Genomic DNA, 22,873 nt, shown 5'->3' with positions numbered 1-22,873 from the left:
TAAATATTGAGCCATGGTTAGTATTGCCTATGATGAGATTTATGTCCATCCTTTAAAGGATGGACATCGTTTTCCAATGCTTAAATATGAGTTAATCCCAGCTCAGTTGTTGCATGAGGGTATTATCAGCGCTGCAAATCTGTTTTCACCAGGTCAACTGGATGAGGATATACTACTTCTTTCACATCATCCGGAGTATTGGAAATCTTTAAAGGATTATACGCTAACTGAGAAAGAGCAAAGGCGAATTGGCTTTCCTTTAACTCCCCGCTTACTGGAACGTGAACTTAGAATTGCGAAGGGAACCGTAGATGGTGCTTTACATGCAAAAGATCATAAGCTTGCATTTAATGTAGCGGGAGGAACGCATCATGCAGGTTCAAATTGGGGAGAAGGATTCTGCTTATTGAATGATCAGGCGATTGCTGCTAACTATCTGATAAAAAACAAGATATTTAACCGTATCTTAATTATTGATTTAGATGTACATCAAGGTAATGGTACAGCAGAAATTCTGGCGGGGAATTCAAATGTCTTTACTTTTTCGATGCATGCAGAAAAGAACTTTCCGTTTAGAAAAGAAACTTCCGATCTTGATATTGGCTTAGCTCAAGGCACTCAAGATGACGAATACTTAAATATATTGAAGAATGTTTTGCCTGATTTATTTAAGCGGCATCAGCCTGATTTTATATTTTATTTGGCTGGGGTTGATGTGTTGGCAACGGATAAGCTAGGGCATCTATCTTTAACCAAGGCTGGGTGTAAGGAACGCGACCGGATGGTATTTCAGTTTTGTGCAGATTATTCGCTGCCGGTGCAGGTCAGCATGGGAGGTGGTTACTCTCCGGAAATCAGGGATATAGTGGATGCGCATTGCAATACTTATAAGGTTGGCATAGATATTTTGGCTGACTAGTTTTGCACATTTATCCCTTATTTAGATAATTTTGATGAGATTTAACGGTTCGAATTGAATGTATTGATTGATGAAGATTGTTATTGCAGAAAAGCCTTCTGTTGCACGTGAACTTGCCAAAGTATTTGGCGCAACAGTGAAGAAGGATGGATATATAGAGGGGAAGGGCTATTCTTTTACCTGGGCATTTGGGCATCTTTTGCAACTTGCACCGCCTCAGGAATATGGTTTTATTGGCTGGAGAAGACAGCATTTGCCCATGTTACCACCAAAATTTAAGCTGGCAATCAGAAAGATTAAAACTAAAGATGGTTTTGTGGAAGATCCAGGTGTGCGAAAGCAACTGGAGATCATTAGAAAGCTATTTGATGAAGCTACTGAAATTATTGTAGCAACGGATGCGGGGCGCGAGGGTGAATTAATTTTCAGGTACATTTATTATTTTTTGAAGTGTAAAAAGCCCTTTAAGCGCCTATGGATTTCTTCACAAACAGACGAAGCCATTAAAGAGGGCTTTCGCAACCTTAAGCCCGGCACCGATTATGATACTTTATTCAATTCTGCGCATTGCAGGTCTGAGTCTGATTGGCTGGTAGGTATGAACGCCACACAGGCATTGAGTATTTCTGCTGGTTCACGTTCTGTATTGTCATTAGGGAGGGTACAAACGCCTACGTTGGCGATGATCTGCTCGAGATACCTGGAAACTAAAAATTTTGTGCCCCAACTTTATTATCAATTAGGGATACAGCTGGATAAAGATGGACAGCTGTTTAAGGCCATATCTGTGGCTAATTTTAACGTTAAGGAAGAAGCGCAGGTTCTGTTTGATAAAATTGAAGATGTACCTTCAGGTTTTCCTAATGGTGGAAAGGTATTGGATGTGGAAGCTAAGCCACGCAAAGAACCTCCTCCGCTGTTACATGACTTAAGTAGTCTGCAACAGGAAGCCAATAAGAAAAAAGGTTACACTGCTGATCAGACCCTGAATTTGCTTCAGAATTTGTATGAAACCAAGTTGGTGTCTTATCCAAGGACAGGAAGCAGATATATAGGTGATGATGTGTTTGCGGGAGTACCACAATTAATCACACAACTGACCAAACACCCTGAATTTGGCAAGTCTGCTGAGTTGTTGATGACGATTCCTTTGAACAAACGAAGTGTGAACGCGAAAAAAGTAACGGATCATCATGCCATATTACCTACAGGTATTGAGCCACAGGGTTTAAGCTCAGATCGGCAAGCGGTATATGATATGGTGGTTGGAAGAATGCTTGAAGCTTTTCATCAGGAATGTGTAAAAGAGGTCACTAAGATTACTATAGAATCAGGTTCGGTATTTATTGCAAATGGTACCGTGATTAGATCTGTTGGCTGGCGCTCTGTAATGAATGATAAGGAAGACGATAAAAAGGAAGAAGAGAACCCATCACTGCCTAAAGTAAAAAAAGGCGATGAGCTTCCAATTGTAGAAAAAGCTTTGTTGGAAAAACAAACTAAACCCAAGCCTTTATATAATGAAGCATCGTTATTAAAAGCGTTGGAAACATCAGGTAAAGAAATTGAAGACGAAGAGTTGCGCTACGCCATGAAAGATAGTGGTTTAGGAACTCCTGCTACGCGTGCCTCAATTATTGAGACCTTAATTACCAGAGAATATATATTGAGAGAAAAGCGAAACCTTGTACCTACAACAAAAGGTTTGGCGGTTTATGATGTAGTAAAAGATCAAAAGATAGCGCAAGCGGAATTGACGGGCTCCTGGGAAAAAAGACTGGAGGAAATTCGTTCAGGTGCATCGGTAACAGAGTTTAAGGCCGAGATTTCTGAATATACACGTTCTATCACCAATGAATTACTGGCCGCCGGTGCCGGGCTGGCCCTGAAATTGGCACCAGCTGAATAAACAAAAGGGCCTATACATTGTTATTAGCTAAATAAAATAAAGGAGATGAAGACAGACCTTGTAGAAATTTTTCAGACCATACGAGCAGCCATGCAGCCTTATGCAACACTGGGTTTTACGAATCGTATAAACAGTGATGTGGAGTATGATTTATGGAGTGATAAGAATATGATTTCTGCTGAAAAACCAGGAGTTAGCCGTAATGAGACTTTTTTTGCTTGTGTGAAGATAAATGGCGACGTAGTTGATTTTCTGTTTAGTTCGGATGTGCCAAACTCTAAAGTTGAAAATGAATTGAGGCAGCTTGATGAAATTGCGCAGAAGCAAATTGAAAATGATCTATCACTGGTTTATAAGTTGTTCAAAGAAAAGGAGTGGGTATAAATCAGGATTGGATTCTGGATGTTGAAAATTCGCTTAAAGAAATGGGCTTGTCGCCCGTGATGATGGCACATCCATTTTTAGACCTACTTTACTTAGGACACGAAAAATTCATTCTAAATTTAATCTCTTTATCACATACTTTGGTGCCAAATGATGTGTTAGATGCTCATACAAGTTTGTTAAAAGAAAATCAGCAGATGATTCAGCTATGGGAAGACATTTGGCTTGATAACAAATTACAAGTACTAAATAGGATTTCATCTTTATTGGGAAGAAATCAACGGATTCATGGACGAAAAACAACCCTGGCGACTTTAACACAACAACAGGCAAATACATTTTTCAAATCTTATCATATCCAGGGAATAGCGAAAGCCAAATATAATTACGGTCTTATCTATAATGGCGAACTCGTAGCTGCAGCTGGTTTTAGTGGTTTGAGGCCAATGAAAAGTAGGGGGCCGAACTATCAGTCGGCAGAATTAATACGTTTTGCTACAATAAGTGGAAAGACGATTACCGGCGGACTAACTAAATTAATTAAACATTTTTGTTGCTTATTAAAACCTAATGACATCATGAGTTATGCCGATAAGGACTGGTCATTAGGTAAAGGTTATCAAAGTGCCGGTTTTGTATTGGATAGCATTAGCGAACCCTCCGAAATATGGCTAGACCGAAAAAGCAATAGACGTTATTTTCCGCACCGTTTACCGGAAAACTTCGATCCAGAAAACTATGTTAGAGTTTTTAATACTGGAAATTTGAAATATCTGCTATACTTGTAAATGGTGGAAAACTCATTACTGATTATTTTAGGCCCCACTGCATCAGGTAAAACCAGACTTGCTGTTCAGCTTGCTGATGCTTTAAATGGTGAAATTATTAGTGCAGATAGCAGGCAGGTTTTTAAAGGGATGGATATTGGCACGGGAAAAGACTTGCAGGAATACCAGATTAAAGGGGAAACGATAACACACCATTTAATCAATATTCGTGAAGCAGGGGAAAGTTATCAGGTTGACGCTTTTAAAGAAGATTTTTATGCTGCTTATACTAAAATAAGGGAGTCCAAAAGACTACCTGTTTTATGTGGTGGTACTGGTATGTATATTCATAGCTTGTTGCAGAATCACCAATTTACCAGTATAGCTGTAAATGCCGCATTAAGAGAACGCTTGCAACATTACAGTCTTGATGCGCTTAATGTTTTATTAGATCAATATCCTGCTGCACATACAGGACACGCTGACCGATCAACCCATAAGCGGGTAATCAGGGCAATAGAGGTTGCGGATTATCTTTCCGTGCACCCGATGCCAAAAAAGTTAATGCCTGCTTTAAAGCCTTTGGTTATTGGATTGCATACTGATGTGGAGCGGAGGCGCCAAAGAATAGCAGAACGTTTGGATTTAAGGTTAGAAGAAGGCCTAATTGAAGAAGTTGCGCAATTAATAACAAATGGGGTGTCAAAAGAGATACTTACTTTTTATGGACTTGAATATAAATTTGTAGTTGCTTACCTGGAAGGAACGCTGGATTTAGCCACTTTAAGAGAAAGATTGTTTAATGCTATTGCTCAATATTCAAAAAGACAGATGACTTTTTTTAGAAAAATGGAAAAAGATGGTGTCAAAATTCACTGGTTTGATGCAGATTTAGATCAGAAAGAGCTTAAAAGGGAAATTGTAAATCGTTATTTGCAAATGTTTGGTGCTTAATGGTTTTGGTTTAAGGATTCGCTTAAACTTACACAATTTACTCAAATGGCATGGGTTTTGTTTAACGAGGTATCAATAGATTATTTTAAATTAAACAAGCAAATTGAATTTGCAGTCTAATAAACGAGGCTGCGATGGAAATTAAAAACAAAAAACAAATGAAAACAACTACAAAATTTTTAGCCGGTGCAGTAGCTGCAATAGCTTTATTTTTTTCGACAGGTGTTAACGCACAGACAAAATTAGGTATTGGTTTAAACGTTGGTGCACCAACAAGTGATGCAAGTGATGTTTATAGTCTTGCAGTAGGAGTAGACGCACGTTTACAGTTTGATGTGTCTAAACAAATCTCTATTCCGGTAACTACTGGTTACACAACATTCCTTGGTAAAAACGATGTTGTTGGAAGTTATGATGTGCCTAACTTCGGATTTATTCCGGTAAAAGCAGGTGTTAAAGTTTTCTTTAATGAAAGTGGATCTGGTCTTTATGGATTAGCTGAACTGGGTGCAGCATTTGGTGTAACTAATGGATCAGGTACTTCATTCATTTATTCTCCAGCGTTAGGTTACTCATGGAGCAATGGATTAGATTTAGGTCTTAAATATGAAGGTTTATCAAGAAACAGCACTACGCTTGGACAAGTTGCCCTGCGTGTTGCTTATGGATTTAACTTGTAATAATTTATAAGCTTCGCTTAAGATGCGCTGGTGTTATTAAATAGCACCAGCGTTTTTTTTTGCGTTTATTTTAACCAATATGTATCAGGTCAATATTTTTAAAACTGTATCGTAATTTGTGCCGTATGTTAATTTTAACATATAATTTATCATCTATAATATCCAACTATGAAAACAAGTAAAAAATTTTTAGCCACAGCTTTACTATTAGGAGTAATGGGTTCCGTAAATGTACATGCTCAAACTGTAGAACCATTAAAAGAAGGTAAGGGCTTTCGTATTGGTATTGGTGCCAGTGGAGGTTTAACTAGTGACAGTTCTCCTTTTGATTATGGGTTGGGAGCAGATGCCAGAATTCAATGGGATTTGTCTAACTATGTATCTGTGTTAGGAACTGGAGGGTATACCCGTATGTTTGGTAAGGACGCAAATGCAGATTACGACTTCATTCCTGCCAAAGGCGGTGTAAAGGTATTTCCAATTGGAAACATGTATGCGCTGGGAGAAATAGGAGCAGGTTTTGCAATTAAAGATGGCTCGAAAACTTCACTGATTTGGTCTGGTGGTGTTGGTTATGAATGTAAAAACGGATTAGATTTTAGCTTCAGATATGAAGGCTATACACAGGATAGTTCTTCAAGCACTTATGTGCCATATACGGGGCAATACGCATTGCGAATAGCATATGGCTTTAAATTGTAATTAGAATTTAAAAACTTTTAAAAGCTCCTTACATTTAAGGGGCTTTTTTTATTTATTCAAATTTAAAATGCTATTTTGAGCAAAAAACAAAATGTATGAATAAATATATAACAGCAGCATTGTTGTTAGGGCTTTTGTCTTGCAGAAATGGGGGTCAAAAGGAAAAAGAACAGACTGAAACCGCAGTTGAATCTACAACAAAAACTCCTGAAGCCAAATTTGGAGATGCAAAGGTTCAGGAAATCTACGCAGATTATATCGGCTTAAAAAATGCACTTGTAGAAAGTAGTTATGAGCAGGCAAAAGAAGCTTCTAAAGTGCTGGCCACAAAACTTAATGCTTATGAGGGTTGCGAAAATACAGCATTAATAGCCTCTAAGATCGAAAAATCTGCAAGTATAGAAGAGCAGCGCAAAGAATTTACATTTCTAAGTTCGGATGTTATCGCTATGTTTAAACATGCTGATTTAAAAAAGGGTGTATTATATGTGCAACACTGTCCAATGGCAAACCATGGCGATGGCGGTGACTGGCTTTCCGCTACCAAAAATATTCAAAATCCATATTATGGTGATGAAATGATGGAATGTGGAGCTGTACAAGAAGAAATAAAGGCAAATTAACAATTAGATAACAACTTTGTTAGGGTTGTACTAGCTGCCAATTGAATAGATTAATTACTTTTGTTATTATAAATTATAAGATATATGTCAGAAATTGCAGAAATAAAGATTGATGGTAAAGTGTACGAGTTTCCTGTTATTACAGGGACTGAAGGCGAGAAATCTATTGATATTTCAAAGTTACGGGAATTAACAGGCCACATAACGCTGGATTTTGGTTATAAAAATACGGGATCAACAAAAAGTGCAATTACCTTTTTAGATGGTGAAAAAGGAATACTTAAATATAGAGGTTATGCAATAGAAGAACTTGCTGAAAAATCAACCTTTTTAGAAGTTGCTTATTTGCTTATCTATGGTGAATTGCCAACAGTTGTTCAATTGGAGGATTTTCAATCTCAGATTACCAAACATACTTTGATTCATGAAGATATGAAGAAATTTTTAGATGGTTATCCGTCTAAATCACATCCTATGGCTCAACTGGCCTCATTGGTATGTTCTTTATCTACATTTTATCCAGAATCACTAGACGCTAACTCATCTCCGGAAACGATGAATCGTGAGATGATTAAATTGTTGGCTAAATTTCCTACTATTGTTTCTTTCATCTATAAAAAGTCATTAGGACATCCGCTTATTTATCCAAAAAACAAATTTGATTACGTGAGCAATTTCTTAAATATGATTTTTGGTCAACGTACAGAAGAGATAGAGATTGATCCAGTGGTTGTTAAAGCCATGAACACATTGCTGATTTTGCATGCAGATCATGAGCAAAACTGTTCTGCTTCTACAGTTAGAATGGTTGGTTCGTCTGATTGTAACATCTATGCTTCGGTTTCGGCAGGTATTTCTGCATTATGGGGTCCTTTGCACGGTGGTGCAAATCAGGCCGTAATAGAAATGTTGGAGAAGATTAAAGAGGATGGAGGTGATACTGAAAAATGGATCAACAAGGCAAAGGACAAAAATGATCCTTTCCGAATGATGGGTTTTGGTCACCGCGTTTATAAGAATTTTGATCCACGTGCAAAAATCATTAAAAAAGCTTGCGACGATATTCTTGAAAAATTAGGTATTGATGATCCAGTATTGGAGATTGCGAAAAAGTTAGAGGAAGCAGCATTAAGCGATCCATACTTTGTTCAGCGTAAGTTGTATCCTAACGTAGATTTCTACTCTGGAATCATCTATAGAGCATTAGGGTTCCCAACAGACATGTTTACTGTGCTTTTTGCATTGGGACGTCTTCCGGGATGGATTGCACAATGGAAAGAAATGCATGAAAATAAAGAACCAATTGGTCGTCCGCGTCAGGTTTATGTAGGTCATACCAACAGGACATTCACTGAGCCACAAGACCGTTAATTTAGTTTTAACAGTCATAAAAAAAGCCGGAGAGTAAATTCTTTCCGGCTTTTTTGTCTTATGGAATTATTAATGATTCATAGCTTCAATAGCCTGTAATTCTGCCTTATTGTGCTTATACTTAAATATGAAAGGGAAAATAATGGCCAGCACAAGTGTATATGAAGCAAAAGTGATCCAGATGTTATGCCAGTCTTTGCTCTGGTCGGCAAAGGTGAAAAACTTATCAATGATAAAACCACTGGCAAAACTACCGAATAAGGCACCAAAGCCATTAACCATCATCATGAATAGCCCTTGCGCACTGCCTCTTATCTTTTCGTCTATTTGTGTCTCTACAAATAATGAACCTGAAATATTGAAGAAATCGAAAGCCATCCCGTAAACAATGCATGATAAAATAATCATCCAAAGACCGCCGGCAGGATCTGCAAAAGCAAACAAACCAAACCTTAGTACCCAGGCAAGCATGCTAAACAGCATAACGTATTTTATACCAAATTTTCTAAGGAAAAAAGGAATGGCCAGGATAAATAAGGTTTCTGATATTTGTGAGATAGACATAATGATTGCAGGATATTTTACTGCAAGCAAATCCTGGTATTCAGGTATATTTTTGAAATCGTGCAAAAAGGTATCTCCATAGGCATTAGTAAGCTGTAATGCAGCACCTAAAAACATAGAGAAGATGAAAAAAACAGCAAATTTCTTTTGCTTAAACAACGTAAAAGCCCTTAAACCAAGCGCATTTACAAAAGATTTTGTAGTTACTTCTTTACCCAAAGGTGGGCACTTGGGCAGGGTGAACGCGTAAATACCCAATGCAAGGGAAACTGCCGAAGCAATATAAAACTGGTTGGACGAGGCTTCATTACCTGAAAGGCTCACTACCCATAAAGCAGCAATGAAACCAATTGTTCCCCAAATTCTTACCGGCGGATAATCTTTAACCACATCCTTTCCGCTACCTTTTAACGCAGAGTAAGCTACGGTAATGGATAATGAAAGTGTTGGCATGTAAAAAATCATATTTAGGAGGATTACCCAAAAGAAAGCTGAAGGATTTTCTATCTGAGGCAAACTAAAAAGCACCATTGCACCTAAAATATGTAAAATCCCATATAATTTTTCTGCGTTGATGAAACGATCAGAGATGATCCCGGTTAGGGCGGGCATAAATATGGAAGCAATTCCCATGGTGGAGAAGATTGCACCAAACTCAGCACCTGACCAATGCTTATTTTGAAACCAGTAAACTCCAATAGTAATAAGCCATGATCCCCAGATAAAGAATTGTAGAAAATTCATCAGGACAAGACGAAATTTGATGTTCATATTTTGAAATGCTGTTAGTGTGGGATGAATATAGGATTATTTGAGTACAATAATCAATTTTATAAAAAACAGCTTCCAAATTTTAATAAGGAAGCTGTCAATTTTCGATTTGATGGAGTAACAATAAGTTTATATACTTCTTTTATTAAGTTCATCCCGGATTCTTGCTGCTTTTTCATAAGCTTCTTCCAAAATGGCTTCCTGAAGTTTGCTATTCAGTTCTTCTGTACTTAGCGTTTTGTAATTTATGCCACCAGGTATGGAAGTGCTGATGTCTTCAGATCCTTGTTCTTTAGGAATATTGTCCATGTTCTCCAGAAAAAGGAGGTCATTTCCTTCTATAGCAATACCTGCTGAAGAAAGGATAAATTCATAAGTATAGATTTCTGAATTAAAGCGAACTGCTAAAGCTATGGCATCAGATGTACGGGCATCAATTTCTCGTATCTCTTTGCCATCAGTGCATATCAGTTTCGCAAAAAACACCCCATCAACCAGGTTGTAAATCAGGATTTCTTTAATTTCTATATGATAAGTTTGAGCAAAGGTTTTAAAAAGATCGTGGGTTAAAGGCCTGCTTGGTGTCATTTTTTCCATCTCAATGGCTATAGCCTGAGCCTCAAAAGCACCTATAATAATTGGCAGTCGCCTTCTTCCGTTTACTTCGCCTAATACAAGGGCATAAGCTCCTGATTGTGTTTGGCTATAGGATAAACCAATAATATCGAGTTTTACTTTCTTCATATGTAGTAAATGCTGGCAGCATTACTATGTTTTATTAGATGCTGCCAGACATAGTATTATCCCTTGTGTGTTTTTAGTGCCTCAATTAATTTAGGAACAACCTCAAATGCATCTCCAACTATTCCATAATCGGCAACTTTAAAGAAAGGCGCTTCAGGATCTTTGTTAATGACAACAATTACCTTAGATGAACTGACACCTGCTAAATGTTGGATGGCTCCGGAAATACCAATAGCGATGTATAAATTTGGACTTATGGCAATTCCTGTTTGTCCAACGTGTTCCGAATGAGGTCTCCAATCTGCATCAGATACCGGTTTAGAGCATGCTGTAGCCGCACCAAGCAAGCTTGCTAGCTCTTCTATCATTCCCCAGTTTTCAGGCCCCTTTAGTCCTCTGCCCGCAGATACCACAAGTTCCGCATCTGGTAGAGATATCTTATTTGTAGCCCTTACGATGTCTTTTACAATAGCCGTAAGATCTGTAGGTTTAACTGCTGGAGAAAATGCTTCAATAACGGCATCAACCGGATTTTCCTTCACACCGAAAGCATTTGGGTTAAGTGCAATTACTTTATTTGCTGAACTTAGTTCAGTAATGGCAAAAGCTTTACCAGAGAAAGCTGTCTTTTTAACCCTGAATTGATCTCCTGTTGTTGGTAGTTCAATGGCGCCGTCTATAAGACCTGCTTTAAGTTTTACCGCAATACGTGGTGCTAAACCTTTTCCAGAAAAAGAGTTTGAAAGTACCACAATATTTGCATTTTCCTTTGTAGCTGCTTCAGCAACTACAGCGGCGTAAGCCTGGTTAACAAAAGTTTTTAATTCTTCTGAAGCCACATTTAACACTTTGGCTGCGCCATAGGTACCTAAAGCTTTCAATTCGCTCTCCTCAACATTTCCAATAGAAATTGCCGCGAGAGTGGTGTTATTTTGATCTGCGATGGCTTTTGCATAAGAAACTGCTTCGAAAACAGATTTCTTAAATTTACCATCAACTTGTTCTACATAAACTAAAACTGACATAAATATCTTTTAATAGGATTTTTAAATGGTTGTGCTTGTTAAATTACTTTCGCTTCCTGGTGCAGGAGGTCAATTAATTTTTCTGTTTCCTCTGCAGGAATCAGTTTAACTGTACCGCGGGGAGGAGGGGTTTCAAATGAAACCACTTTAGCCACTTCTTCTACGTCTTGCGCTTCCACAACAACCAGAGGTTTGCTTCTGGCCGACATGATGCCCCTCATGTTCGGTATTTTTGGTTCGGCAACACCCTCAGCACAACTTACTACAAATTTGCCACTTACACTCACAATTTCCTTACCACCTTCAATTTCCCTTTCAATTGTAGCAGTTGTTCCATCATATTCTAATTTTTTGATGATCGAAATGGACGGAATATCCAGAATTTCAGCAACCATACCGGCAACTTGCGCACCATTGTAATCAATTGATTCGCGTCCACAAAGTATGATATCGAAATCGTTGCTTTTTGCATATTGAGCAATTTGGTATGCTGTAAAATATGCATCACGAGGTGCAGCGTTAATTCTTACTGCATCATCAGCACCAATTGCCAGTGCCTTTCTTATGGTTGGTTCTGTAATTGCTTCACCTACATTAAGTACGGTAACGGTACCTTTTCCACCTTCACAAAGTTCAATAGCTTTAGACAAAGCAATTTCATCGTAAGGATTAACGATAAATTGAACGCCGGCTGTATTGAATTGTGTATTATCGTTGGTAAAAGTTATTTTTGTCGTTGTGTCGGGCACATTACTGATACAAACTAATAGTTTCATAAGTATATATATTTGTGTTTAAGATGATGTAGCTCTTTTGAGCCAAATGTCTTTGTGCAAATCTAATTAAAAAAGCAGGGATTTAAAATGCAAAATACCCGATTAACCAAGTTATTAGAATTTTTAGCAGCAGAGCCAAATGATCCTTTTGTATTATATGCGCTGGCCACCGAATACAATACCCAAAATGATGCCGAAAAAGCATTTGGTTACTACCTTGAGCTCATTGAAAAACATCCCGACTATGTAGGAACCTACTATCACCTGGGTAAGCTTTATGAAAAGAACCAGGATACAGAAAAAGCAATATTGGTTTATAAAGAGGGGATGCTGCAGGCCAGAAAGAAGGGCGATAACCATGCCTTTTCGGAATTACAAGGTGCTTATAATTCTGCTATGGGTCTAGATTATGAGGACGATTAAATAAGATATTTTGGCTCATAAAAAGTTGTTGTTTATAAAAGATGTAGTGCTGTTTACCTTCACTGCATTTGGCGGTGCCCAAGCTCATATTTCTTTGCTGCTCAGGTATTTTGTTAAAAATAACCAATACATTTCTGAAGAAGAATTGTTAGAATTAAATGCTTTAGCTCAGGTATTACCTGGTCCGGCATCTACACAAACACTGGTTGGGATAGCTTATAAAGTAGGAGGTTTAAAGCTGGCTCTTTTGTCATTTTTAATCTGGATTTTTCCTTCTGCGGCAATTATGACTTTTGCTGCAATCAGCTTTGCATTGCTTGATCAAAAAGATCGGTTTGTTGAAATATTAAAATACATACAGCCCATAGCTTTAGGAATAGTTGCCTACGGAGCATACCAACTAGGTAAGAAAGTTTTGCATACACAGGTGTCTATTTTTCTGGCATTGGGTGCTGTAATTGCCACTTTAGTGCTTAGAAACGCCTATGTATTCCCATTATCTATATTGATTGGTGGAATGATTTCTTCAGCTATTGAAACCCCTAAAGAAGAAACTGAATTAAGAATGCGGTTGTTTTCTAACATTAACCGTAAAAAGATGCTTTCTTTTATTGGCGTATTATTGGTTCTTGCTTTAGTTGGCGCAGTTATTAATACCACTTCTCCATTTAGCCTGCCTATACGCTTGCTGGAAAATTTTTACCGTAACGGTATGTTTGTTTTTGGAGGAGGACAAGTTTTGGTACCACTTATGTTTACCGAATTTGTGCAAATGAAACACTATCTTCATAGCTCTGGAGAATTTCTGTCTGGTTTTGCGTTACAACAGGCTTTACCTGGCCCTACATTTTCTTTTACAAGTTATTTAGGGGTATTGAGCATGAAAAACTTTGGTTATGGATTGTTTGGACAAATTATGGGTGGGGTAATTGGCGTATTGGGCATAAATTTGCCCGGACTAATCCTTGTTCTTTTTATTGTGCCTTTTTGGGATGACCTGAAGAAAATAACGCGAATTAAACATTCTCTATCGGGGATCAATGCGGTAAGCGTGGGCTTTATTGTAGCCGCTTTTTTATTGCTGCTTGTACCTATGGGGTTGAATTTTATGTCGGCAGGAATTATGCTCAGCACCTTTTTAATTTTGAACTATACCAAAATAAGCCCGCCTATTATTGTGATAGCAGGAGTTTTATTAGGTTACTTTATTTAAAGATTTATTTTGCAATTTAGTAAGGATATTCATTATTTAATCGCTTAACAAAGCTAGATGGTGTATCTATATAATTAGCATCCTTATCTAATCCTTTACGGTAAGCCTCCCGGTCTGCACTGTCTATATAAAACACTTCTTTTAAAAAAGCCTTTTTGGTGAGTCGTGCCCCGTGGTAAGTTTGGTCACCCCTTGGCTCTTTCGCTATCATTTTATGTTTTAGCAATACATTTTCAAATTTTTCTCCACGAAGCCAGACTATAACATTTCCCTTGTTGGCTATACCTATTACAAAATCCAGCCGTTTAATTTCAGGTGAGTGGTAAAGACTAGTATTAACACCCGTTTTCTTTACATTTTTAAAAATTGCCCTAATGGTATCCAGAGGTAAATTAATAGTGTCTTTATAAAATAACTCATCACGATAAGAGGCATACTCAAAAACAATTTTGACCGGAAGTCTTTCTTTTCTGTTAGGATCGTTCCCCGTGCCATCGCCCCATGCCATATTTCTATGGTCATTTACATCACTGTTGCTAATTGATTCAATTTCTCCATCTTCTAAAATAAAATAGCCGTTGCGGATATATATAGGATAGCTGCCCGGTGAAGAGAAGGAACTGCTGTAATAATATCTTTCCCATCCCTTATACCGCCAAAGTTTAACTGCGGTAGCCAAAATGATCAAAAGCAATATTCCGGTATATATTTTATTGGTGGTATTTAGTTTCTTCATCTTAATGTGAATATGAACTTCCTAATGCAATAAAGTACCATAAAACAAACAAACTAAATAAGCTAAGCGCCAGTAAAATGAAGAAAACAATTCGGCTCAACAAGTATGCCTTTCCCCGATAAGTAAAAGTATATATCCCAGTTAACAGGGCTAGAATAGGGCAGGCGATAGCAGAAAGCATAAAAGATTCGTCTTCAGTATTGTAAGTACAAGTCATAAAGAATCCTGTCGCTACCATAATCGCAATGATAAGTAATATGCTTATCCCAGACTGACTTTCAATTGTTGTTGAATGCTCTGTTTCCATAAATCATGATACTTAGTATTCCTGCGGAATAAACTATACTTTTTTAAAATCCAGATTTACCTGGCTAAAATCTCCAGGACCTCAATTAATTCAGGACCTCCCTCTATAGGGTATCCGGGGGTTTTTGTACCTTTTATAGTTACAGACTGGTCAATGTATTTATTCAAATCTAGCTTCGAACTTTTTAAAGCATAGGTTTTGCCTGGTACATTCAATAAATGCGTTCCATACTGAAATGTGGTCATACCTAATTGCTCTACTTTTCCAGATAACGTTATTGTATCCACCTGGGCAATATTCTTCTTGCTGCTACAGCCTGTAATTAAAGCAAATAAAATTAGCAGCAGAATTGCAGGGAATGTTAGAATTTGTCTCATGCTAAACTTAATGGTTAGGACGCTTTAAAAATCCACGATCGTTGAAATGACCATGCGTGTAAAAATCTTCGGGATGACTTTCATAAACAACGGCATTTGCATCCGGAAGTGCGGTTTCTCCTAAAAAAGCATAACGAATGGCTAATTCTTCAGCAGGTGAAATAGTTTTTCCTGGTTCATATACCGGTAAGGTAGCCAGAACTAACGCTACAGCTTCTGGTATAATTACTTCATCTTCTTTTTCGTGGATAGAAACGATACCTATAGGAATAAGTACTAGTCTAAAATCCTCCTCCTCATCGTTATATAATTCCAGATTGGCAACTACATAGCGTACTTTCCTGGCATCACTATCAAATATAAGATCTTCAACTTCACCTAGTTCATTTCCGGCACTGTCTAGAATTTCCCATCCGGTAATATCAGGCTGGTGATCGGCTACCTCAAAATCGCTTTCACTAAGTTCTTCAAGGTATGTTGTGCGGTGCTTTTCAGTCATATCCATAATTTCTTTTTATTTAGTTCCTCAGCTGTTAACTTAATCCTTTATAGAGAAAAAATAATAGCGTAATTGCCACAATGGCAAGTAAGATCCATAAAATTGGTGTTCTTTTTTTTGGTTGAACATCTAATTCGGCCATAATATTATGCTTAAATGATTGTTGTTAATTCCTTTAAGCACTATTTAAGTACTTACGGAAAGACAACAAGGAAATTGAAGAATTGTTCCAAATTATGACAACATTCGAGAAAATAGCCGCTTGGACATGCTGGTTAACTAGTACCTAATTTTATGGATCTTTCTAGTCTTAAAAAGGTGCATCATCGTCAAGCATATCGTTCATGCTAGATGGTTTGATGATTACATTTCCGGCAGGCCGATCAAAATCTGCCGAAGGAAGCATGCCTGCACTAGGATTATCCATAGAGAAAGAGTTAGGTGAAGCATAGCTTTCTTCAAGGTCGGCAAATTTCACGTATTTTCCAATAAAGCGTAATGGCACAATTCCTGTCTCACCATTCCTGTGCTTGGCAATAATTACTTCACCAACACCAGCTTGAGACCTTCCTTGTTCATCTTCTGTAATTCCGTAATATTCAGGTCTGTATAAAAACAGTACCATATCCGCATCCTGCTCAATAGATCCAGATTCCCTTAAATCTGACAGCATAGGTCTTTTTCCATTTGCGCCTGGTCTGCTTTCTACAGCACGACTTAACTGCGAGAGTGCAAGTACAGGTACATTAAGCTCCTTAGCAACAGATTTTAGCGCACGCGAAATACTACCAATTTCCTGCTCCCTGTTACCACCACCACTTTGTCCTTCACCTTTACCATGCATCAGCTGCAAGTAGTCAATAATGATAAGTTGAATATCATATTGTGATTTAAGCCTTCTGCATTTGGCTCTGAACTCAAATATATTTAAGGCAGGGGTATCGTCAATTAGCAGCGGTGCCTCTGTTAAAGAACCTATTTTACTGTGTAATTGCTGCCATTCCCACTCCGCCAAATTTCCTTTACGGATTTTCTCCTGTTCAATTTCGGTTTCCCCTGAAATCAAACGATTGACCAGCTGAACGGATGACATCTCAAGGGAGAATACCACCACAGGTCTTTTAAAATCTACAGCCGCATTTCGTGCGCAGGTAAGTACAAAGGCTGTTTTTCCCATCGCCGGACGTGCAGCGATAATTACAAGGTCGGAGGGCTGCCAGCCACCAGTAATTCTGTCTAAGTCCGTAAATCCTGAAGGTACTCCGGTTAATCCGTCAGATTTTGTTCTCAATTCTTCCAGTGTAGCTAAAGATTGTTTGATGATCTCATCCATCTTTTGCGTGTCTCTGCGAAGGTTGTTTTGAGCAATATCAAAAAGGCCTTTTTCTGCCTGATCTAAAAGGTCAAAGATATCGGTTGTGTCCTCATAGGCATTTTGAATGATTTCAGAGGATATCCTGATCAGCTCACGCTGAATGTATTTCTGCGAGATGATCCTGGCGTGAAACTCTATATTCGCAGCTGAAGCTACACGATTAGTTAAATTAGTGATGTAATATGCACCACCCACCATCTCCAATGATCCTAGTGTTCTAAGTTCAGAAGTAACCGTTAAAATATCTACTGGTTTAGATTTTTGAAACAGTATGGCAATAGCTTCAAATATTTTTTTATGGGCTTCCGCATAAAAAACATCTGGTTTTAAGATATCGATTACGGTAGAAAGGGCATCTTTTTCAAGCATCAGTGCACCCAAAACAGCTTCTTCCAGATCCAGCGCCTGAGGCGGTATTTTGCCCATGGTGCTCATTGGACTAGCTAACCTGCTTTTTCTTGCAGAACTGTAATTAGATTTATCTTGCCCCGTTGTTCCGTTTTCCATACTCATAGCTACAAAATTATACAAAAAAATACGCTCTTTTTGAATTGTTTTTAATGATTTGTTAACAAGCTGTTGTTGAAAATTCTGTGCTAACCTTAATTTGACTACTTTTGCACTTTATAAAATTTTATGGATAATTTCAGAAGGCCGGCACGAGCTAAAGAAAGCAGTGAATTTGTGTTTGGTATCAGGGCTGTAATAGAGGCAATTAAAGCTGGTAAAGACATTGAAAGCCTGTACTTGCAAAGAGGTTTAACGGGAGATATCATTCCTGAACTTAAGGCTTTAATTAAGGACACAGATATCCCTGTGCATAACGTGCCAGTCGAAAAATTGAACCGTATGACGAAGAAAAATCACCAGGGGGTGATTGCTGTGGTTTCGTCCATTACTTTTCAAAAAATTGAAGATATCATTCCCTTGATTTATGAAAGAGGAGAGGTGCCACTGGTATTAATCCTTGATGGAATTACTGATGTAAGGAACATGGGGGCTATTGCACGTACCGCGGCATGTGCTGGCGTTCATGCCATTGTGGTGCCGGTAAAAAATTCGGCACAGATCAATGCCGACGCCATTAAAACATCGGCAGGAGCATTATTTAGTATTCCCGTTTGCCGTCACGTTAACTTGCATAAAATAGCTTTATACTTACAGGAATGCGGTTTGCAGATTGTGGCCTGCACCGAAAAAACAACAGACTTGATTTATGCTCCGGATTATACTGCCCCAACAGCAATTGTAATGGGAGCTGAGGATGAAGGGATTTCAAATGAAATTTTACGGATGTCTAACCATTTAGCGAAAATCCCGATGTTTGGTGAGATTGGTTCGCTAAATGTATCAGTATCTACAGGCATTATTCTATATGAAGCCATCAGGCAGCGCGAGGTTATTAAATAAAACGCGTTCCGAATTTAGATTTTACGTCGGCCACCATTTGCTTAACGGTTTGTTCCTCTGCTCTGGGGCAAACCAAAAGTGTGTTGTTTGATTCTACTACAATATAATCATGCAAACCTTGAAGGATCACCAGTTTATCTTCTGGTACATTAACCATGCAGTTAGATGAATTGAACATCATTACCTGCTCTGAAGGGATAACTGCATTGCCCACGTAGTCTTTTTCTGCCATATCATATATGGAAGCCCAGGTGCCCAAATCAGACCAGCCAAAATCAGTTGGTAATACATACACATTATCGGCTTTCTCCATAATCGCAAAATCTATAGAGATATTAGTGCATTGTTGGTAAGCATTACTAATAAATCCTTTTTCATCCGGTGTATTGTAAATCGATTCTCCCAACTGAAAAATATCGTGCATATCCGGCAAATGCTTTTTAAAAGCGTTATTGATGGATTTGGCTGACCAGATAAAGATTCCTGCATTCCATAAAAAGTCTCCGCTTTGCAGAAATGATTTTGCAAGTTCGAGGTTTGGCTTTTCGGTAAACGTTTTAACTTTAAAAATCTTATCGTCAGTTGCCAGGGTATTTTCCATATATTGGATGTAACCGTAGCCTGTATCCGGACGACTTGGCTTTATGCCAAGCGTAATGAGGCAGTCGTTGTTGGTGGCAGCTATCAATGATTGTTCAATAGAGCGTACAAATTCATCCAGGTTGGCAATGGTATGGTCTGAAGGGGCAACTACAATATTTGCCTCCGGATTGAGCTCCGCTATTTTCATTGAGCCATAAGCTATACATGGTGCTGTGTTGCGCATTATAGGTTCAGCAAGAATTTGATTGTCCTGTAGCTCCGGAAGCTGAGATTTTATAATGTCTGTATAAATTTCGTTGGTAACGATGAAGATGTTTTCCGACGGACAGATTCTTAAAAATCTTTCGTATGTGCTTTGGATCAGTGTTTTTCCAACACCAAAAAAATCTATAAATTGTTTAGGATATTCTGTTCTGCTTACTGGCCAAAAACGGCTGCCAACACCGCCAGCCATAATTAATGCGTAATTATTTTTATTCATTATATAAATTAAAGAACCCCTTCATGAAGGAGATCATGTAAATGTATTAATCCAAAATACCCATTTTTGCTGGTTACCAGCAGCTGGGTAATGTTGTTTTCTTTAATGATTTCAAGTGCTGTAATAGCCAGCATATCTTTATCTATTTTTTTAGGATTACCGTTCATGATATCCCTGGCACAGATGTTTGATAAATCTGTGTGTTTTTCCAGCATCCTCCGGATATCGCCGTCGGTAATGATACCCAGAATTAAATCATGATCAATAACAACAACTGCCCCCAGACGGTTTTTACTAATTTCTATAATTACGTCTTTTACCGGTGCATCCGGGCGGATGGTTGGTTTTTCATTTTTAATCGCCATTTCAGCAACCTTGAGGTAGAGTCTTTTACCTAAAGAACCGCCTGGATGGAAACGCGCAAAATCATTTTCATTGAATGCCCTGGCATGCAGCAGGCAAATGGCCAATGCATCGCCCATGGCAAGTTGTGCCGTTGTACTTGTGGTTGGTGCAAGGTTGTGCGGACAAGCTTCTTTTTCAACCGTTGTATTTAAAATCAAATCTGCCTGAAGCGCAAGCTCAGATTGCAATTGACCTACCATACCAATCAGCAAATTTCCAGATCGTTTTAAAAGAGGGGCCAGAACTTTAATTTCGGCAGTATTTCCGCTTTTAGAAAGACACATCACGATATCATCTTTCTGGATCATGCCCAGGTCGCCATGCACGGCATCTGCAGCATGCATAAAAACAGCTGGTGTACCGGTTGAATTAAAAGTGGCAACAATTTTCTGCGCAATGATAGCACTCTTGCCAATTCCCGTTATAATAACGCGCCCCTGGCTTGTTATTATCCGTTCAACGGCGGTTGCGAAATCATCATTTATATGGTTAATCAGACCTAAAATAGCTTGTGCTTCTAACTGTAAAGTGTTGACTCCCGCTGCTATTATCGATTTTTTACTTTTCAAAGAGATTTTTTTAGTACCTTAATGCCTTAATTACTGCAATTATATGTTATTTTGAATTAAAAATAGCACTGAATATTTTATACTCAAATATGGACGTGAATAAGTCGTTGTTTGACAACTTACAAACCTTTTTTGGTTTCAATAATTTCAAAGGTGATCAAGAAGCCATCATCAACAATGTTCTTGATAAGAATAACACCTTTGTGATTATGCCAACGGGTGGTGGGAAGTCTATATGCTACCAGTTACCTGCTTTGATGAACGAAGGTACTGCAATTGTCATATCACCACTCATTGCCCTGATGAAAAATCAGGTCGATCAGCTACGTGCTTTCGGAGGAAGCGATAGCATAGCACATTTTTTAAATTCGTCTTTAAATAAAACGGAGATTACCCAGGTTAAGAACGATCTGTTGAGTGGGCATACCAAGTTGTTATATGTGGCACCAGAGTCTCTTTCAAAGCAGGATAATATCGATTTTCTACGGTTAATCAAGATTTCTTTTGTGGCTGTTGATGAAGCGCATTGTATCTCTGAATGGGGACATGATTTTCGTCCAGAATACCGCAAAATCAGGCAGGTGATTAGTGGATTGGGAGACAATATCCCAATCATAGCACTTACAGCTACGGCAACACCAAAAGTGCAGCAAGATATCATCAAAAACTTGCAAATGACCGAAGCAACTTTGTTTAAGTCTTCTTTTAACAGGCCTAATTTGTTCTATGATATCCGTCCCAAGCGAGATGTACTTAAAGAAATTATCAGGTACATTAAACAGAATACGGGTAAATCAGGGATTATATACTGTTTAAGCCGTAAAAAAGTTGAAGAAGTAGCCGAGGCGCTGAATTTAAACGGCATCAAGGCATTGCCTTATCATGCTGGTCTGGAGCCGAAGGTAAGAGCGGAAACCCAGGATAAGTTTTTAATGGAAGACGCAGAGGTAATTGTGGCTACTATTGCTTTCGGAATGGGGATCGATAAGCCTGATGTTCGCTTTGTAATCCACCATGATATTCCGAAAAGTATGGAGGGCTATTATCAGGAAACCGGACGTGCCGGACGTGATGGCGGAGAAGGTGTTTGTATTGCGTTTTATGCTCAAAAGGATGTAGATAAACTGGCTAAGTTTATGAAAGATAAGCCTGTTGCGGAGCGCGAAATAGGCACACAAATCCTTAAAGAAGTGATCGATTATGCGGAGTCCGCAGTTTGTCGCAGAAAGCAGATCTTACATTATTTTGGGGAGAACTTTGACGAAGCTGGATGTAACTGCATGTGTGATAACTGCAAGAAACCAAAACAACTTTTTAATGCAGAAGAGCCACTTGGCGTTCTGTTGAAAATGATTCAGAACATAGGCGGAAAGTTTGATGATGCCCATATCCTGAATATATTTATGGGGATGGAAACCGCTCAGACAATTGCATACGAGCACCATAAACTTCCTGAATATGGTTCTGGTAAGGCAGATGGCGAATTGTTATGGAAATCACTGGTGCGCCAAGCGGTATTAAATAACTTTTTATCCAAGGATATTGACAACTACGGATTGCTGAGACTTACAGAAGCAGGCTTAAAATTTATTGAAAGCCCTTATGCACTTAAATTTTTCTTAAACGAACACATTGAAAGTGCTGCTGATGATGATGAGGATGATGTAAAACATGGAACAGGCACGCTTGATACGCAATTGTTTCAACTTCTTAAAGATTTAAACAGAAAAATTGCCAAGCAAAAGAACCTGCCGCCGTTTGTGATCTTTCAAGATCCTTCATTGGAAGAGATGTGTACGCATTATCCAATAAATATGGAGGAACTAAAGCAGATTTCTGGTGTTGGAAATGGTAAGGCACTTAAGTTTGGAAAACCATTTATTGAGCTGATTAATAAATATGTGGTAGACAATGATGTTGAACGCCCTGTTGACCTGATCATTAAAACTCAGGCTAATAAATCTCAGCTAAAGGTTTCTATCATTCAAAATGTAGATCGCCAGATTAGACTGGAAGACATTGCAAAGGCAAAAGGGATCACTTATGATGAGATTCTAAAAGAAATTGAGGCCATTGTGAATTCCGGAACTAAGCTTAACCTGGATTATTTTATTGATGAAATGATTGATGAAGATCGGCAGGATGAAGTGTTCGATTACTTTAGAGGTGCAGAAATTGATTCTATAGATGATGCCTTAAAAGACCTTGGCGAAGAGGATTACACTCGTGAAGAAATTCAGTTGATGAGGATCAAATTTATGTCTGAATTAGGCAACTAAAAACAAC

24 protein-coding genes are annotated in these 22,873 nt (G+C 38.3%); 13 read left to right on the top strand and 11 right to left on the bottom strand.

Features of this window, described 5'->3' with window-relative positions:
* The first annotated feature begins 13 nt into the window (after positions 1–13).
* From LPB86_RS18100 to LPB86_RS18060, 9 genes are all read left to right on the top strand, one after another.
* Positions 14–919, top strand: a complete 906-nt coding sequence (locus LPB86_RS18100; RefSeq protein WP_230692816.1) for a histone deacetylase — start codon at positions 14–16, stop codon at positions 917–919.
* Between the two features lie 70 nt (positions 920–989).
* Entirely contained in the window at positions 990–2,828 is a 1,839-nt protein-coding gene (locus tag LPB86_RS18095) for a DNA topoisomerase (protein WP_230692815.1), read from the top strand.
* Positions 2,829–2,873: 45 nt separating this feature from the next.
* Complete coding sequence (locus tag LPB86_RS18090) at positions 2,874–3,212, top strand: hypothetical protein (RefSeq protein ID WP_230692814.1); 339 nt, start codon at positions 2,874–2,876, stop codon at positions 3,210–3,212.
* Positions 3,203–4,000: a hypothetical protein gene (locus LPB86_RS18085; protein ID WP_230692813.1), complete on the top strand. Its 798-nt coding sequence runs from the start codon at positions 3,203–3,205 to the stop codon at positions 3,998–4,000. Before LPB86_RS18090 ends, LPB86_RS18085 begins: the two co-directional genes overlap by 10 nt.
* The gene (gene miaA / locus LPB86_RS18080) at positions 4,001–4,933 is read left to right on the top strand and encodes a tRNA (adenosine(37)-N6)-dimethylallyltransferase MiaA (RefSeq protein WP_230692812.1); all 933 of its coding nucleotides are present in this window, start codon (positions 4,001–4,003) and stop codon (positions 4,931–4,933) included.
* A gap of 158 nt (positions 4,934–5,091) precedes the next feature.
* Entirely contained in the window at positions 5,092–5,613 is a 522-nt protein-coding gene (locus tag LPB86_RS18075) for a hypothetical protein (RefSeq protein ID WP_230692811.1), read from the top strand.
* A gap of 168 nt (positions 5,614–5,781) precedes the next feature.
* The gene (locus LPB86_RS18070) at positions 5,782–6,315 is read left to right on the top strand and encodes a hypothetical protein (protein ID WP_230692810.1); all 534 of its coding nucleotides are present in this window, start codon (positions 5,782–5,784) and stop codon (positions 6,313–6,315) included.
* A 95-nt stretch (positions 6,316–6,410) separates the two neighbouring features.
* Complete coding sequence (locus tag LPB86_RS18065; protein ID WP_230692809.1) at positions 6,411–6,938, top strand: DUF3347 domain-containing protein; 528 nt, start codon at positions 6,411–6,413, stop codon at positions 6,936–6,938.
* Positions 6,939–7,022: 84 nt separating this feature from the next.
* The gene (locus tag LPB86_RS18060; protein ID WP_230692808.1) at positions 7,023–8,309 is read left to right on the top strand and encodes a citrate synthase; all 1,287 of its coding nucleotides are present in this window, start codon (positions 7,023–7,025) and stop codon (positions 8,307–8,309) included.
* A 69-nt stretch (positions 8,310–8,378) separates the two neighbouring features.
* Here LPB86_RS18060 and LPB86_RS18055 read toward each other — a convergent pair whose 3' ends face one another.
* The 4 genes from LPB86_RS18055 to LPB86_RS18040 form a co-directional block, all read right to left on the bottom strand.
* Positions 8,379–9,644 carry a nucleoside permease gene (locus tag LPB86_RS18055; protein WP_230692807.1) on the bottom strand — a complete coding sequence of 422 codons (1,266 nt, stop codon included), beginning with the start codon at positions 9,642–9,644 and terminating at the stop codon, positions 8,379–8,381.
* Between the two features lie 129 nt (positions 9,645–9,773).
* The gene (locus LPB86_RS18050; RefSeq protein ID WP_230692806.1) at positions 9,774–10,388 is read right to left on the bottom strand and encodes a bifunctional nuclease family protein; all 615 of its coding nucleotides are present in this window, start codon (positions 10,386–10,388) and stop codon (positions 9,774–9,776) included.
* 56 nt (positions 10,389–10,444) lie between these two features.
* The gene (locus tag LPB86_RS18045; protein ID WP_230692805.1) at positions 10,445–11,413 is read right to left on the bottom strand and encodes an electron transfer flavoprotein subunit alpha/FixB family protein; all 969 of its coding nucleotides are present in this window, start codon (positions 11,411–11,413) and stop codon (positions 10,445–10,447) included.
* A 38-nt stretch (positions 11,414–11,451) separates the two neighbouring features.
* Positions 11,452–12,189 carry an electron transfer flavoprotein subunit beta/FixA family protein gene (locus LPB86_RS18040; RefSeq protein ID WP_230692804.1) on the bottom strand — a complete coding sequence of 246 codons (738 nt, stop codon included), beginning with the start codon at positions 12,187–12,189 and terminating at the stop codon, positions 11,452–11,454.
* Positions 12,190–12,276: 87 nt separating this feature from the next.
* Here LPB86_RS18040 and LPB86_RS18035 point away from each other — a divergent pair, with 87 nt between their 5' ends.
* Both LPB86_RS18035 and chrA read left to right on the top strand, forming a co-directional pair.
* Positions 12,277–12,612: a tetratricopeptide repeat protein gene (locus LPB86_RS18035; protein ID WP_230692803.1), complete on the top strand. Its 336-nt coding sequence runs from the start codon at positions 12,277–12,279 to the stop codon at positions 12,610–12,612.
* A 10-nt stretch (positions 12,613–12,622) separates the two neighbouring features.
* The gene (chrA, locus tag LPB86_RS18030; RefSeq protein ID WP_230692802.1) at positions 12,623–13,825 is read left to right on the top strand and encodes a chromate efflux transporter; all 1,203 of its coding nucleotides are present in this window, start codon (positions 12,623–12,625) and stop codon (positions 13,823–13,825) included.
* Positions 13,826–13,841: 16 nt separating this feature from the next.
* On the opposite strand, the gene LPB86_RS18025 is transcribed toward chrA, so the two are convergent.
* From LPB86_RS18025 to dnaB, 5 genes are all read right to left on the bottom strand, one after another.
* Positions 13,842–14,561, bottom strand: coding sequence for a DUF2931 family protein (locus tag LPB86_RS18025; RefSeq protein WP_230692801.1), 720 nt, complete (start codon positions 14,559–14,561; stop codon positions 13,842–13,844).
* Position 14,562: 1 nt separating this feature from the next.
* Positions 14,563–14,868, bottom strand: coding sequence for a hypothetical protein (locus LPB86_RS18020; protein ID WP_230692800.1), 306 nt, complete (start codon positions 14,866–14,868; stop codon positions 14,563–14,565).
* A gap of 56 nt (positions 14,869–14,924) precedes the next feature.
* Complete coding sequence (locus LPB86_RS18015; protein ID WP_230692799.1) at positions 14,925–15,245, bottom strand: hypothetical protein; 321 nt, start codon at positions 15,243–15,245, stop codon at positions 14,925–14,927.
* Positions 15,246–15,252: 7 nt separating this feature from the next.
* The gene (locus tag LPB86_RS18010) at positions 15,253–15,750 is read right to left on the bottom strand and encodes a PRC-barrel domain-containing protein (RefSeq protein ID WP_230692798.1); all 498 of its coding nucleotides are present in this window, start codon (positions 15,748–15,750) and stop codon (positions 15,253–15,255) included.
* 304 nt (positions 15,751–16,054) lie between these two features.
* Complete coding sequence (dnaB, locus tag LPB86_RS18005) at positions 16,055–17,632, bottom strand: replicative DNA helicase (RefSeq protein ID WP_370632853.1); 1,578 nt, start codon at positions 17,630–17,632, stop codon at positions 16,055–16,057.
* Positions 17,633–17,755: 123 nt separating this feature from the next.
* On the opposite strand from dnaB, the gene rlmB reads away from it, so the two are divergent.
* Positions 17,756–18,529, top strand: coding sequence for a 23S rRNA (guanosine(2251)-2'-O)-methyltransferase RlmB (rlmB, locus tag LPB86_RS18000; RefSeq protein WP_230692797.1), 774 nt, complete (start codon positions 17,756–17,758; stop codon positions 18,527–18,529).
* Here rlmB and LPB86_RS17995 read toward each other — a convergent pair.
* Together LPB86_RS17995 and LPB86_RS17990 are read right to left on the bottom strand one after the other, a co-directional pair.
* Positions 18,522–19,613, bottom strand: a complete 1,092-nt coding sequence (locus LPB86_RS17995; RefSeq protein WP_230692796.1) for a mannose-1-phosphate guanylyltransferase — start codon at positions 19,611–19,613, stop codon at positions 18,522–18,524. The two genes, rlmB and LPB86_RS17995, sit on opposite strands and share 8 nt — an antisense overlap.
* Before the next feature lie 8 nt (positions 19,614–19,621).
* On the bottom strand, positions 19,622–20,587 hold the full coding sequence (locus LPB86_RS17990) for an SIS domain-containing protein (protein ID WP_230692795.1): 966 nt from the start codon (positions 20,585–20,587) through the stop codon (positions 19,622–19,624).
* A gap of 89 nt (positions 20,588–20,676) precedes the next feature.
* Between LPB86_RS17990 and recQ the strand changes: the two genes are divergently transcribed.
* Positions 20,677–22,866: a DNA helicase RecQ gene (gene recQ, locus LPB86_RS17985; protein WP_230692794.1), complete on the top strand. Its 2,190-nt coding sequence runs from the start codon at positions 20,677–20,679 to the stop codon at positions 22,864–22,866.
* Positions 22,867–22,873 lie beyond the last annotated feature (7 nt).

It is taken from the genome of Pedobacter sp. MC2016-14 (assembly GCF_020991475.1).
Classification (GTDB): Bacteria; Bacteroidota; Bacteroidia; order Sphingobacteriales; family Sphingobacteriaceae; genus Pedobacter.
This window is presented reverse-complemented; position numbering and strand designations above follow the sequence as displayed.